The organism is Pontibacillus chungwhensis BH030062, assembly GCF_000770675.1.
GTDB lineage: Bacteria > Bacillota > Bacilli > Bacillales > BH030062 > Pontibacillus > Pontibacillus chungwhensis.
Genome location: NZ_AVBG01000002.1, coordinates 260,515 through 274,123 on the forward strand (window position 1 = coordinate 260,515; position 13,609 = coordinate 274,123).

The 13,609-nt window shown below is 42.7% G+C and carries 12 protein-coding genes; 3 read left to right on the forward strand and 9 right to left on the reverse strand.

Annotated elements, in window-relative coordinates; all coding sequences use genetic code 11:
* Nucleotides 1-17: 17 nt before the first annotated feature.
* Nucleotides 18-992 (reverse strand): Gfo/Idh/MocA family protein, encoded by a 975-nt coding sequence (locus tag N780_RS04050; protein WP_036780346.1) that lies wholly within the window; start codon nt 990-992, stop codon nt 18-20.
* A gap of 435 nt (nt 993-1,427) precedes the next feature.
* Between N780_RS04050 and N780_RS04055 the strand changes: the two genes are divergently transcribed.
* The 3 genes from N780_RS04055 (at nt 1,428) to N780_RS04065 (ending at nt 5,370) form a co-directional block, all read left to right on the forward strand.
* Entirely contained in the window at nt 1,428-2,780 is a 1,353-nt protein-coding gene (locus tag N780_RS04055) for a sensor histidine kinase (protein ID WP_036780348.1), read from the forward strand.
* A complete protein-coding gene (locus N780_RS04060) occupies nt 2,761-3,381 on the forward strand; it encodes a response regulator (RefSeq protein ID WP_036780351.1) in 621 nt (206 codons plus the stop codon). The genes N780_RS04055 and N780_RS04060 overlap by 20 nt, the downstream gene beginning before the upstream one ends.
* A 489-nt stretch (nt 3,382-3,870) precedes the next feature.
* Nucleotides 3,871-5,370, forward strand: coding sequence for a Na+/H+ antiporter NhaC family protein (locus N780_RS04065; RefSeq protein ID WP_036780353.1), 1,500 nt, complete (start codon nt 3,871-3,873; stop codon nt 5,368-5,370).
* A 136-nt stretch (nt 5,371-5,506) separates the two neighbouring features.
* Here N780_RS04065 and nei read toward each other — a convergent pair whose 3' ends face one another.
* The 8 genes from nei to N780_RS04105 all read right to left on the reverse strand — a co-directional run bounded on the left by nei (nt 5,507) and on the right by N780_RS04105 (nt 13,566).
* Nucleotides 5,507-6,334, reverse strand: coding sequence for an endonuclease VIII (nei, locus tag N780_RS04070; protein ID WP_036780355.1), 828 nt, complete (start codon nt 6,332-6,334; stop codon nt 5,507-5,509).
* Between the two features lie 4 nt (nt 6,335-6,338).
* Nucleotides 6,339-6,782, reverse strand: a complete 444-nt coding sequence (locus tag N780_RS04075; protein ID WP_036780357.1) for a threonine/serine exporter family protein — start codon at nt 6,780-6,782, stop codon at nt 6,339-6,341.
* Nucleotides 6,783-6,800: 18 nt separating this feature from the next.
* A complete protein-coding gene (locus N780_RS04080) occupies nt 6,801-7,553 on the reverse strand; it encodes a threonine/serine exporter family protein (RefSeq protein ID WP_036780359.1) in 753 nt (250 codons plus the stop codon).
* A gap of 388 nt (nt 7,554-7,941) precedes the next feature.
* Nucleotides 7,942-9,264, reverse strand: coding sequence for a (Fe-S)-binding protein (locus tag N780_RS04085; protein WP_036780361.1), 1,323 nt, complete (start codon nt 9,262-9,264; stop codon nt 7,942-7,944).
* Nucleotides 9,261-10,670, reverse strand: coding sequence for a glycolate oxidase subunit GlcD (gene glcD, locus N780_RS04090; protein ID WP_036780362.1), 1,410 nt, complete (start codon nt 10,668-10,670; stop codon nt 9,261-9,263). The genes N780_RS04085 and glcD overlap by 4 nt, the downstream gene beginning before the upstream one ends.
* 28 nt (nt 10,671-10,698) lie before the next feature.
* Nucleotides 10,699-11,409 (reverse strand): LutC/YkgG family protein, encoded by a 711-nt coding sequence (locus tag N780_RS04095; RefSeq protein ID WP_036780365.1) that lies wholly within the window; start codon nt 11,407-11,409, stop codon nt 10,699-10,701.
* Nucleotides 11,409-12,833 (reverse strand): LutB/LldF family L-lactate oxidation iron-sulfur protein, encoded by a 1,425-nt coding sequence (locus tag N780_RS04100; protein WP_036780367.1) that lies wholly within the window; start codon nt 12,831-12,833, stop codon nt 11,409-11,411. Before N780_RS04100 ends, N780_RS04095 begins: the two co-directional genes overlap by 1 nt.
* A 16-nt stretch (nt 12,834-12,849) precedes the next feature.
* On the reverse strand, nt 12,850-13,566 hold the full coding sequence (locus tag N780_RS04105; protein WP_036780369.1) for a (Fe-S)-binding protein: 717 nt from the start codon (nt 13,564-13,566) through the stop codon (nt 12,850-12,852).
* Nucleotides 13,567-13,609 lie beyond the last annotated feature (43 nt).

Consider the following 13,609-nt stretch of genomic DNA (forward strand, 5'->3'; position numbering starts at 1 on the left):
AGGGTGTCTGGCACCTTTTAGATTCGGACCGTTCCGTTTTGACTTTGGTAGATGGAATCAATGAGTTTAATGTTTTCGAGCGTTTTAAATTGCAATGCATCGATTGGTTCATGGTTCTCGACAATTCTTTCAAATGCTTCTATTTGAAGGGCATACTGATCTCCTTCTTCTACAACTTCTCGTTCTCCATCCTTAGTGGCTATACGAATGATCCCTTTATGTTCATTCGCGTCTGGACGATAAGCATGTGGAACAGTAATTCTACCTTTCGTTCCAATAATCTCATACTCATTCCGCAATGGTGTATTGAAACTACAGTCAACTTGAACCAAGACTCCATTCTCAAGTTTCATTGTAACAAGCGAAGCTAGATCTACCTCATGGTCTTCATCGACATTTGATATAGACTGCACATGATCTGGTTTACTCCCCAACAAATGAAGAGCAGAATGAGTACCATAACAACCTACATCCCAAAGGGCCCCTCCCCCTTTTTCAGGATCGAGACGAATGTTGTATTGACTCTTGTCAAAACTAAAGGAGAAGCTTGCCTTCATTAATTCCACATCTCCAATTTCGCCTGATGCAATAATCTCTTTCACACGCTCGTGTTGAGGATGGAATTGATACATAAATGCCTCTAAAAGAATCACATTATGGTTCTGACATGTTTGGATCATTTCTTCCGCGTCACGATAGCTTAAAGCAGCAGGCTTCTCACATAAGATATGCTTTCCAGCTTGAGCAGCCTTTAAGACCCATTCTTTATGAAGGTGGTTCGGCAAGGGTATATATACGGCCTCAACTTGATCATCATTCAATAATTGCTGATAACTACTATAAGCTTTTGGAATATCAAAATGCTTTGCTACTTCCTTTTCTTTGCCACTGCTACTTGCTACAGCTACAACTTCAGCCCCATCTGCTCGCTCTATAGCCGGTATCAAAGCTTTCTTCGCAATATTAGCTGTTCCTAAAATGCCCCAACGCATAATTAATCCCTCTCCTTTATAATTTAATCGCCTACATTTTTCCTCTTAACGCATATACCCGTTCTTGATCCCTTTCAAATCTTGCTTTGTTGAAGACGCAAAGTTGAGACATGTTATTTGGAGTAGGGCCGTTATGTTATTGAGAGTTAGGGGAGACCCCGGAACGCGAGTAGCAATTGAGGAGCATCCCCCAACAGAAAGAGGAAGTTCGCCCCGTCGTGTGGGGATGCAGTAATTGAGTGATTTGCCGATCCATCTTACACTTAAATAAGCTAACGGAAACACTCCCTCATCTTCGAGTTAGTTTTAAAGGACTTATACAATAAGTGCTATTTTTTCATATTGGAATTCACAAAACATATTTAAAATACAGAATCTTATAGTAAAATAAGTGAAAGGTTGAATGACCAATTATGTTAAAGATTGGAGTTAATTATGAAGGATTCTGTGCTTACATCATGGAGTATTTGGACAACGATTGCTCTTATCTTGATGGGTATTACGATGCCCTTGTGGTTAAGTATTGATATGGTTGGCCTTTCTTCTGCGATGGAGAAATTGAACGAAGATCCGTCCGGAAGTACGCTTATGATGACGGCTTTTACACTTGTTATGTTAAACACAATTCGTGCGTTGCCTCATTATCTTGGAGCTTTATTATTAGGGGATATACTTGGTAGAAAGTTCGAAAAACCCTGGTTAAAAGTTGCGGTTCCCTTTGTTGTGATTCCGCTTGTGTATGCCTCTATTAATGCATATAGCGCTATTAATTATCACTTCGGTGGTCCTGCCTTTTTAATTTTAATGTCTATCGTTCTAATGCATATGTTGAGCCGCGATCAGCTAAGGCCGGTTCTCAAATCGTTCGTTCTAGCTCAGTTATTATTTGGCTATCAATGGCTAGATACCGTTACGTTTTTAACACCATTTGGCTTTGGAGGCGGCGCTATATCTTCAGAACTTAAAGACATTGCCGTTTCCCTTGAATTCGGAGCGACTCTTTCTTTTTATAGTATCGTTCTGTGTTCCATCTTTGTCATCAATGCAGTAATGCTTGCTGTTTACTTAGCTGTGTCCGCTCAAAAGTGGAAGATCAAACAGGATCTAAACCGTGCTAGAGGAGAAATGATTGAATCAAGATCCGGACGAGAAGCCCTCCATTTGGTCCATGATTTAAAAACCCCTCTTGCTCTCATCGAGGGACTAAATTCATTAATACAAATGAAAACGAAAAACCAAGAGATCCTCGATTATACAGACAAAATCTCTGAATCTATCCAATCTACCAGTAATATGGTATCTGAGATTTTGTATGATGAGAAGAAAAACTGGTGTAGCATGAAGCGACTAATTGAATATATAAGAGCTAACAAATTAAGCTACGCTGACATTTCGTTTGAGTTTGAATTAAATGCTAATGAACATACTGAAGTGCTAGTGAACAAAATTCGGATGACTCGTGCCATGGTCAATTTAATTGATAATGCCTGTGATGCTGTAGAAGGGGTTCCCGACGCCCATGTTATTATAAGAACGGAAAAATATGGTGAAGAGATTTGGCTGGGCGTTGAGGATAATGGAAATGGAATTCCCAAAAAAGAGCAGCAGAAGATCTGGAAGCCTGGGTTTAGCACAAAGAGCCACCCTGGTTTTGGGCTGACGTTTGTCAAAAACGTCGTAGCCGAACACGATGCCACCTTACATATCGAAAGTGATAAAAATCAAGGAACTTTATTCTGGATTCAATTGCCAAAGGAGCGTGTAAGCTATGAACATTCTAATCATTGATGACGATTCATCCCTTCGCTATATGTTACAAGAAATCTGCAATCATGCAGGCTGGGACTCACAAACAGCAGAAAACGGAAAACAAGGTTTAGACCTCTTTAATAAAGGTTCCTTTGACTTAATTTTGGTAGATTACCATATGCCAGAGATGGACGGCCTCCAAACCGTTAAAGAAATACGCAAAACGAACCCATCTATCCCTATTCTGGTACTAACAGTAGACGAACGACAGGAAATTGCCGATCAATTCCTAAAAGAAGGCGCCACTGACTTTGCCCTAAAACCCGTAAAAGCACCGGACATGATCTCAAGAATCCAACTCCATGTCCAGCTCTCAAATATTAAAGAAAGCCAGAACCAAAACGACAACATCTACAGTACAAAAGGCATCAGCAAAGGAACCCTATCGTACGTAGAAGAATACCTAAAGAAACAAAACGAAGCCACCTCCGTAGACGAAATATCAAAAAAAGTAGACCTAGCCTACCCAACCGTCTACCGATACGTCATGCACTTACTAGAAGAAGGCAAAGTAAAACAAGTCGTAAGCCACCAAAAAATTGGAAGACCGAAGAAACTGTATCAGTGGTATACACTATGAAAAGCGCAGGCGACTGTTCAGCCCCGTACGCATAAGCAAGCTGCTGCAAGTCTGCGTAGCAGACTGGAAGTAGATTGCTTATGACGCTAGGGGCTAGGAGCCGGAGCTAGACACTAGAAAAGCGCAGGCGGGGTGCCCAGGGCCGTACGCATAAGCAAGCTGCTGCAAGTCTGCGTAGCAGACTGGAAGTAGATTGCTTATCACGCTAGGCCCTCCCCGCCGGAGCTAGATCCAGAAAAGCGCAGGCGGGGTGCCTAGGAAAAGAGGAAGTTCGACTAAAACCTCCCCACCCAATCAAACCTAACTTTCACTAACAAACAAATCGCCCTATCATTCAAAAACACAAAAAATCCCTCAGGCTAAGCTCCATCCACTTAGCCTGAGGGATTTTTTCATTTTTTTCTCTTTCTTCACCTAACAAACCCTCGTTACAATACAAATTATCATGCAATTATAAAAATTTAAACATCAAGAAGGAGCCTGACGACTATGGAACATTTCGGAATCTTATCATTACTACCATCCATTGTTGCCCTTACGCTAGCCATTTGGTCAAAACGCGTGATCCCGTCTCTACTTTCCGGGATCTTAGTAGGTACTGTAATGATTGATATACAAGCAAACGGTGTATTTCACTCTATTTTTTACTCAATCGTTAACCTGTTTGGCGCAATCGCAGGCCATCCCGCTAACCCTGAGGAAGGAATTAGAGGGATGGGCATCGTGAAAGGAGCTGGAAGAGCAGAGTTAATTCTCGTTGTCTTCCTGCTTGGTGCATTTATTGGAGTATTAAATAAATCAGGCGGAGCCTACGCCTTTGGGAATTGGATTGCTACAAAGGTTAAAGGTAAGAAAGGCGCTCAAGTCTCTACTGCTGTTATGGGCAGCTCTCTTTTCACAAGTGCTTATTTTAGCTCATTAGCAACGGGGACCGTATTTAAGCCAATCTATGACCGTATGAAAATTTCACGAGAGAAACTAGCTTTTTTCTTAGATTCTACTTCTTCTCCTATTAACGTGCTTGTCCCTATTTCAGGTTGGGTTGCATTCATGGGAGCTTTAATGGTCGATAATATCCCTAGTGTAGATGATCCGATATTAGGAATCGCCAAAACGATTCCCTTCAACTTCTATAATATCGTTATCCTAATCATGGTATTCCTGTTTGCTTCTGGGAAAATCAAAGACTTTGGTCCAATGAAGAAAGCAGAAGAACGAGCTCAGCAAGCTCAATCTGAAATGCCTAAGCAAAAGCCAGCACAGGCTGAAATGGCTGCCAGCACGGAAGCCACAGACCATGCATCTCCTATGGATATGGTTCTTCCACTAGGAGTTACGATCGGTACTCTAGTATTCCTTGGTTTATGGAACTACACGCTTCCATACTTTATCGATATAGAGAAGTTGCCACTAGACGGAAATAAAATGTTGTTAATCAGTTTTTCTCTAGGTATCCTAACAGCGTTCTTTCAGTATACGCTCACGAAGAAGATGTCACCGATTACGTTTTTAAATGAGTTATTTGAAGGCAGTAAAACGGTAATCCTCGGTGGAATTATTATTATTCTTGCCGTTACATTAGGGGATATTATGCGCGCCACTGCTCCAGAAGGAACAGGTGCTGCTGCGTTTATTGAAGAAGTTGCTGGAGGGGTAGTTCCTTCATCAATGGTCCCCGTTTCATTGTTTATTTTGTCTGGATTTGTCGCTTTCTCTATGGGAACATCCTTTGGAACATGGGCGATCATGATGCCAATAGGTGTATCCTTAATGCTTGCTACAGGTGGCGACCCAATCTTAGCAGCAGCCGCTGTCCTATCAGGTGGGGCACTTGGAGACCACACATCTCCAATATCTGACACTAGTATTATGTCATCAGTAGGAGCTGATTGTGATCATATGAGCCACATCAATACACAGCTCCCTTACGCTCTCACTGCAGCCGGCGTTGCCTCTGTACTCTTTCTCATTACCGGATTTATTATGTAAATGCGTAACTCCTACCTTTTATAGTAGGAGTTTTTACTGCACCTCAAGCTCATGTAATATAAAGAACACCTAAGAAGGCTAAACATTAGCATGATAAAAAGCGTTACTTTAGAAAGGTGATTTCTAGTAACGCTTTTTATATCATCTTCGCCTGACAAGTTGGGCAATAGTAGCAGCGCCTTGATGCGGCTGTAATCTTTCTAATTTCTGTCCCATCAACCCGACAAGGTTTTCCTTCTCTATTAAAGACAAAATGTCGATACTGGGAACGTTTCTCGCCTTTGGCTTTTAAACGCTCTGCAAGGTGTGGATCAACTGTAATACCGCCCGTTTTATAGGATCGATTCATTAAAGTAATGACGGCTTCAGCGGCTTTCTCTATTTGGTGAGTTGTACAATCTATGGGCCGTAGTTCAGGGTGGATTCCTGCCACAAAGAGAATCTCACTCCTTAAATAATTTCCGATCCCCGCCAAAAAAGCTTGATCCAACAACAAAGAAGTCCACTTCCTTTTACAAAAACGGTTAGAGGTAAAGCGTTCTGTTAAGTCCTTTACCGTAACGTGTTCATTTAAAAGATCTGGACCAACTTTGGATATGAACGGATGAAAGTCAACCTCTTCATCTCTAAGTACTTCGATGTCTGATGCACTATAAAGCAGAGCCGATTTCTTTTCATTATGAATGGCCAATCTTAGCTGACGATTTGTTTTGGGGTAGTTATAAGATTTACGAACATACCACTTCCCGTAAAGTTGATTATGAGAGTAAATCGTATATCCGTTGTTAAAACGGATTAACATCGCTTTACCTTTTGTTTCTACACGTACCACTTCACTATTAGCGAATAAGGATTCATAATCTCGAAGCGCCTCAAATGCAAATGAGACTTCTAAGACCTTAGAAGTTTGAAGAGCTTTCTCTACCTCATCAGCTGCCCGTCTAATCTCCGGACCTTCAGGCATTCCCTCACCTCCACAGTTTCCGTTTTCTCACCTTTTTTGAAATTTGGTTCATCACTTCAGAAAGAACAAGACCGATTGCAATCGCACCCGAGATCATAAATACTTTCGCCGCGATTGGAAGAGCTTCTCCGTAATCGTTTTGGACAAAGTTGCGCATGGCATCATAGGCTAGCCCCCCAGGTACTAAAGGAATTATACCCGCCACGCTAAACACAACAACAGGCGTTTTATACCTTCTCGCGAAGAACTGACTAATCATCGCGATAACAAAGGATGCAACAAACGTTCCTGTCACGGCATCAATGTTTGCTTGTATAAACAACATATAGATGACCCACCCTAAGGAGCCGACTAGTCCACATTTCAACAGTGTGCTTTTGGGCGCTTGAAATATGACCCCAAAGGCTGCGGAGGCAATAAAGCTTAATATAAATTGTTCCATAATCATCAGCGTCCAACTCCATCTTTAAAAAATTGAAAAGGCAATCGCTACGCCTCCCCCAATGGCAAAAGCCGTTAAAAATGCTTCAGCCCCTTTTGAGAGACCTGAAATTAAATGACCTGCCATTAGATCTCGCACAGCATTCGTGATAAGAAGTCCAGGAACAAGGGGCATTACAGAACCTATAATAACCTTATCCGTTTCATTCCCAATGCCAAATGACATAAATGTAAACGCAAGGGTACCAATAAACAATGAAGCCAAGAATTCAGCGAAGAACTTAATTTCAAATAGTTGATGTAATAGCAACAACACGATAAAACCAATTCCACCCGATATACAAGCTGGCAGGAAATCATACCAATTCCCCTGGAACATTATTGAAAAGCAACCACTAGCCAGTGAAGCTGCTGCAATTTGTGTTCCCATCGAGTAATAAGAACCAGAGGTATCAATTTCATCCAGCTGTTTGTATGCCTCTCTAAGCGTTAAATCCCCACCTGTTATGTTTCTTGAAATGCTATTAGCCTGCGTCACTTTATGTAAATTCGTCGTCCGATCTGAAACTCGAACAAGTTTCGACGGTTCCGTTCGACTTAAAGAAAACACAATACCTGTCGGTGTCACAAAGCTTTGGGCATCTTCTTTCCCGTATGACGCTGCAATTCTTGTCATCGTATCTTCAACTCTATATGTTTCCGCCCCGTTTTGGAGCATAATCCTACCGATGAATAAACAGAGTTCAACCATTTCCTGCTGAGTACTTCTCTCTTCCATACGCCTCCCCCTTTCTGGTGGTATACACGTGTCTAAAGTTTATCCGATTACGGGCAAGAGAAGCAACAGCTAAAATCAATATGAAAAAGCCAGGTGACTCACTCACCTGACTAGTTCCCTTGGTATAAGCATCCAACTGAGAAGACATAAATTTGAGAAGCTCTCCCATACAATATAAAGAGGGAGATCTGTTATATTTAAAGCATTGCCGTTCACTACTCTAACGTCAGAGCTTGCTGTGGGACGACGAGACTCCCGCGGGGTGAGGAGCCTAGGTAAGACCCCGGACTGAGCGCCAGCGAAGGAGGAGGCTTACCAGCTCCCCGCAGGAAAGCGAGTTGTCCCACAGCAAGCTCTAGCCCAATACGGCAACGGCATTTTCCAAATACTACTGCACCGCTTCAAGGAGGAGGTCGACTAAGTGGACGGCTTCCATTTGGTCTCCTAACCCCTCTCGTTCTATGCCCATTTTCATTTGCAATAGGCAGCCTGGATTCGCTGTCACGATTACTTGAGGGGATATGTCGCGTACTTTCTCCATTTTATGGTCCAGGATTTGCATGGACATCTCTTCCTGAACTAAATTGTATATGCCTGCTGATCCGCAGCAATGATCGGCTTCTTTTAGTTCAACAAACTCTACCCCTTCAATAGAAGACAATAGCTTACGTGGTGCTGTATGTGTCCTCATTACATTTCGTAAATGGCAAGAATCCTGATAGGTGGCTATGCGGTTTGGTAGCCTTAAGTCTTTCTTATGAAAATCCATCTCTACTAAGACTTCAGAGATATCTTTAATCTTTTCAGAGAAGGCCTTTGCCCGCTCTGCCCACTGAGGCTCATCCTTTAACAAATGTCCATAATCTACTAAGAACGCCCCGCATCCTCCGGCATTTAAGATAATGTAGTCCACTTCGAGTGATTCGAACGCTTCTATATTCCGTTTTGCTAACGCCTTGGCCGAGTCCTTTTCGCCGCTGTGGCCGTGCAATGCACCGCAACAAGCCTGGTTTTCTGGTACTACTATCTCACAACCTGCTTTTTGTAATAAAGAGAGCGTTGCATCGTTTGTCTTCATAAACATTGTATCCATTAAACAACCGGAGAAGAAGGCCACTCGCGCCTTCTGTTCCGCTTCTGCATTAAGATGTGTCGGACGGGACTTTAACTCACTTGGCTTAGGAATAGGTGGAAGAACTTTCTCCATTGTTTGCATGTTTTCAGGGAATAGTTTCATAACCCCACTTTTTCGAACAACAGATTGAATTCCACTAGACTGATAGAACCATAGTAAACTATTGACCCGAACCATATTCTGATGATGAGGGAATAACTTATCAAAAGCAAACCAGCGAACTGCCTTCTCCGGAGCCGTCCGCTTCTTGTTCGATTCTAAAATGTCCCGCGCTTCTTCTAAAATGTGTCCATAGTTTACACCTGATGGGCAGACTGGCTCACACGCCCGACACCCAAGACACATATTAAGCTGGTCTTCAAAATCTTGATCAGGCTCAATAACCCCGTCAACAACTCCCTTTATAAGGGCAATTCGTCCCCTGGGCGATGCTGCTTCATTACGGTTGGTTTCAAGATAGGTCGGACAGCTTGGCAAGCAAAAGCCACATCGCATACAATTCAGCAGTTCATCATATTCCATACGTTCTTCAAACGACTGTTGAACATTTTGTTTACGCTTTTCCTTTGTGGTCATCCTATCACGACTCGCTTTCGTTCATCCTTCGCAAAGATCTTACCTGGGTTCATTATGTTATTAGGATCAAAAGCCTGCTTTATACCTTTCATAGCATTCACACCAGCTTCTCCTAATTTAAGCTCAAGGTAAGGAGATTTCATTTCGCCAACCCCATGTTCACCTGTAATCGTTCCGCCAAGCTTAATCGCTTCTACGAATATATCTTCAAAAGCTTGCTCAACTCGTTTTAATTCATCGTGGTCCCTTGCATCTGTCAGGCACGTGGGGTGTAAATTCCCGTCCCCCGCATGCCCAAATGTACAAATCGTTACATTGTGCTTTTCCTCAATCTCTTTAATGGCATGTACCATCTTGGCTATTTCAGATCGTGGCACTGTGGCATCTTCTAAGATTGTAGTAGGCCTTAACCTGGCTAAAGCAGATAATGCAGACCGGCGTGCCGTCCGAAGCGCATCTGCTTCCTCCTCAGATTGAGCGACTTGTACACTAATCGCATTCATATCTTTACAAACCTTCTCAATATGAGCCATATCACGCTCTACTACTTCTATAGGACCATCTTGCTCAATAAGGAGAACAGCTTCTGCTTCTACAGGAAGTCCTACTTTCGCAAAATCTTCGACTACTCTAATAGTGGATTGGTCCATAAACTCGAGCGTAGTTGGAATGATTTTATCTGAGATAATTTTTGAAACGGATCTCGCAGCAGATTCGAGGTCCTCATACACAGCTAAAACAGTTTTCTTCGCTTCTGGCATTGGAATAAGTTTTAAAGTCGCCTCTGTAATAATACCAAGCGTTCCTTCAGACCCAATGAAGAGTCTAGTTAAATCATAACCCGCTACGTCTTTTGCTAGCTTTCCACCTGTTTGAACAACATCGCCGTTCGGAAGCACAACTTCAAGACCTAATACATAGTCACGTGTTACACCATATTTCAAACCTCTCAAGCCGCCAGAGTTCTCCATGAGGTTCCCGCCGATTGTTGAGATCTTCATCGAACTTGGATCCGGAGGGTAGAAAAAGCCCTTTTCTTCAACAGCATTCACCATATCTAATGTAATGACACCAGGTTGAACAGTAACGGTTAAGTTATCCTCGTCGATCTCAACAATGTCTTTCATATGATTAAACAGAACAACAATCCCTCCGTTTGTCGGGCACGTCCCAGCAGCAAGATTGGTTCCTGACCCTCTCGGCACGATTGGTATCTGGTATTCATTACACGTTTTAAGCAGTTCACTGACTTCTTTCGTATTTTTAGGGCTGACAATCGCATCAGGAAGCGATTGAAAGTTTGGTGTAGCATCGTATGAGTACACCAATTTCATTTCATTTGAATCTTGATAATTTTCGTTCCCTACTATCGATTTAAGCTTCTCCCGTGCATCTACGCTGATCATATTGAGGTCCCCTTTCGTTTGTGCGATCTCACATATCTTCAACCACAATATAAGTGGCTTTTACTGGTCCATGTACACCTACAATCAGGTTCATCTCAATATCTGCACTGTTACTCGGTCCGGTGATAAAACTTACACAAGATGAGACATCTACACCATCGGCATGGGCCTTATGAATATGTCTCACAGCTTGAGACATACGGGGTACAAGCGTACTCTTAGGTATAATAGCTATATAAGTTCTCGGTAGGAGACTGATGGATCGCCCGTTCCCCTGGTGGTTAAAAAGGGTAACCGTTCCTGACTCAGCAAGTGTTACATCACTGAATGTAATCCCAACATCCGCTCGTTCGGCAAAATGAACATTCTCTCGGCCACTAGATGGGTCCCATAAATGGAAAGCAACCCCTTCATCATGTAGGTTTTCGTAAAAAGAAGTGAGCCCGTACTCGTCATTTCTTTGATCGTCAGCTGCTACAACAGCATGGCCATCATTTTCTTCAATCGATTGAGAAATGACTTCCGTTAAGGTATCCATCGTTGAACGCTTAAAATGGGTATGGATTACGCGACACTGATCCTCAAGCTTATCTACCAGTTCATCTTGAGTCGCACCTTCAAATACCCTCCACTGCGGTTCAACACTATATTGAGGACGGGTGACTCCTTTAGAACGTCTTTTTCTCCCAAGTTGATCTGCCACATTATTTAAGAACGATTCGCGGTTTTGAATGCTCATTAGGAACGGCCTCCCTTTTGTCTCGTTTTAAACCATGCACGGAACGTCTGCTCACTTGGCGCAGGGAAGTCACGAACATCTGTCCATCCCTTTAACGGCCCCGGACCATCTTGAATGACATCGTCCTTCGTCCATGGCTTTAACGCTTTTCTTGCCATTTTCGTACTTAGTTTGTAGGCGGCCGGGTGAGACCCCCATTTTGCAAAACCGTCCATCATCATTCTTTCTGATTTAGGTGATTTCTTTTCTTTCTCTACAATAATCTCCCTGTGCCTGACTAAGTGTTCATGCAATGGAATCTTAACTGGACAGGCTTCTGTACAAGCAGCACACAGAGTAGAAGCATATGGCAAGTCTTTATGGTCCTCGTATCCATCTAGTAATGGCGTTAATACAGCACCAATTGGTCCAGGGTAAACGGATCCATAAGAATGCCCTCCAACATGCCGGTAAACGGGGCACACATTAATACAAGCCGCACAACGAATGCAGTGTAAAGCAGACTGAAATTCCGTTCCTAAAATCCTTGATCGCCCATTATCAACGATGACAAGGTGATAATCTTCCGGACCATCTACTTCATCTTCCTGCTTCGTACCTGTTATAGAAGTTACATAGCTTGTTAGTTTTTGACCGACAGCAGCTCTCGTTAACAAGCTCACCATGACATCTAGTTCTTCCCAAGTTGGAACAAGGCGCTCCATCCCCATAACAGAGATTTGCGTTTCAGGGAGAGCTGTAACAAGTCTTGCATTTCCTTCATTCGTCACAAACGTAACAGCCCCTGACTCGGCAACAGCAAAGTTACAGCCTGTAATTCCCACATCAGCTGATAAGAATTCTTTTCGCAGTTGTTCACGAGCAAAGGTTGCAAGTTCTTCTGGAAGGTCGGAATTTTTATACCCTTTTTTACTAGCAAAGGTCTCTCGAATTTGTTCTTTATTCTTATGGAGGGCAGGAGTAACGATATGAGATGGAGGGTCTTCATCCATTTGCAAGATCCACTCGCCTAAGTCCGTCTCTACCACCTCAGCACCGGCTCTCTCAAGCGTTTCATTTAAACCGATCTCTTCTGTCACCATTGATTTTGATTTTACAATCTTCTTCGCTTCTTTTTTCTTAACAACGTTTTGAATATATTCATTCGCTTCTTCAGCTGTTTGCGCAAAGAATACTTTCCCACCGCGTTTTGAAACTTGCTCACTTAATTGCTCTAAATAAAAGTCCAGATTCTGAAGCGTATGAGAGCGAATTTCTTCCCCTAGCGTACGCCAGTCTTCCCAATCCCCTAACTCTTCAGCTGCCTTTAGTCTCCCACTTCGAAACCGACCTTGAGCGGAGGAAACGGCGCCTCGCATAAAGTCATTTTCAATTCCTTCTTGAACCCGATCCCTAAATGGTGCATTTCCAATCTTAATCCCCATACATCTTCCTCCTTCCTTAATGACTATTTAGGATTTTCGTAATATGAAGAGCTGTAACCTGACGATCATCACGGCTTAGACGTCCTCCGATATTCATCAAGCACCCCATATCTCCACCTATAACGTAATCTGCCCCTGTTTCAACCACGTGCTCTGTTTTTTCTTTAACCATTTGTTCTGAAATACTTGAATGTTTAACCGCAAAGGTTCCTCCAAATCCACAGCAATCTTCACATAAAGGCAAATCAATAAGCTCAAGTCCTTTTACATTCTTCAATAACTTAAACGGCGCTTCTGTGACACCTAAAAGTCTGGTCATGTGGCATGAGCGATGGTAAGTAACCTTCCCGGGGAAAGTAGCACCTACGTCTTCAACCCCTAATACATCTACTAAAAATTGCGTTAGTTCATAAGATTTATCAGCTAATTCTTGTGCTACTTCCCTCCACTCTGAATCATCTTTGAACAAGTGAGCATACTCATGAAGCATTGCTACACATGAACCAGAAGGGCTCACTACATATTCAGATTCTTTAAACGCTTTCATCATTTGCTTCATGGATTCTTTAGCTTTCGTCACATAACCGCTATTGTAGGCAGGCTGGCCACAACAGGTTTGTGACTCTGGGAAATCCACCTCACAACCAAACCGTTCTAAAATCTCCACTGTATCCTTTCCTACATCCGAGGCCATTACATCGCATAAACACGTGATAAATAACGAAACCTTCATCTTTCATTACCTCCTGGTGATTGGCCCGCCTCAATTAAGCAGG

Bases quoted from the DNA above. Each gene is read 5' to 3' on its own strand.
- N780_RS04050 (WP_036780346.1), bottom strand. From the start codon at position 992: ATGCGTTGGGGCATTTTAGGAACAGCTAATATTGCGAAGAAAGCTTTG.
- N780_RS04055 (WP_036780348.1), top strand. From the start codon at position 1,428: ATGAAGGATTCTGTGCTTACATCATGGAGTATTTGGACAACGATTGCT.
- N780_RS04060 (WP_036780351.1), top strand. From the start codon at position 2,761: ATGAACATTCTAATCATTGATGACGATTCATCCCTTCGCTATATGTTA.
- N780_RS04065 (WP_036780353.1), top strand. From the start codon at position 3,871: ATGGAACATTTCGGAATCTTATCATTACTACCATCCATTGTTGCCCTT.
- nei (WP_036780355.1), bottom strand. From the start codon at position 6,334: ATGCCTGAAGGTCCGGAGATTAGACGGGCAGCTGATGAGGTAGAGAAA.
- N780_RS04075 (WP_036780357.1), bottom strand. From the start codon at position 6,782: ATGATTATGGAACAATTTATATTAAGCTTTATTGCCTCCGCAGCCTTT.
- N780_RS04080 (WP_036780359.1), bottom strand. From the start codon at position 7,553: ATGGAAGAGAGAAGTACTCAGCAGGAAATGGTTGAACTCTGTTTATTC.
- N780_RS04085 (WP_036780361.1), bottom strand. From the start codon at position 9,264: ATGACCACAAAGGAAAAGCGTAAACAAAATGTTCAACAGTCGTTTGAA.
- glcD (WP_036780362.1), bottom strand. From the start codon at position 10,670: ATGATCAGCGTAGATGCACGGGAGAAGCTTAAATCGATAGTAGGGAAC.
- N780_RS04095 (WP_036780365.1), bottom strand. From the start codon at position 11,409: ATGAGCATTCAAAACCGCGAATCGTTCTTAAATAATGTGGCAGATCAA.
- N780_RS04100 (WP_036780367.1), bottom strand. From the start codon at position 12,833: ATGGGGATTAAGATTGGAAATGCACCATTTAGGGATCGGGTTCAAGAA.
- N780_RS04105 (WP_036780369.1), bottom strand. From the start codon at position 13,566: ATGAAGGTTTCGTTATTTATCACGTGTTTATGCGATGTAATGGCCTCG.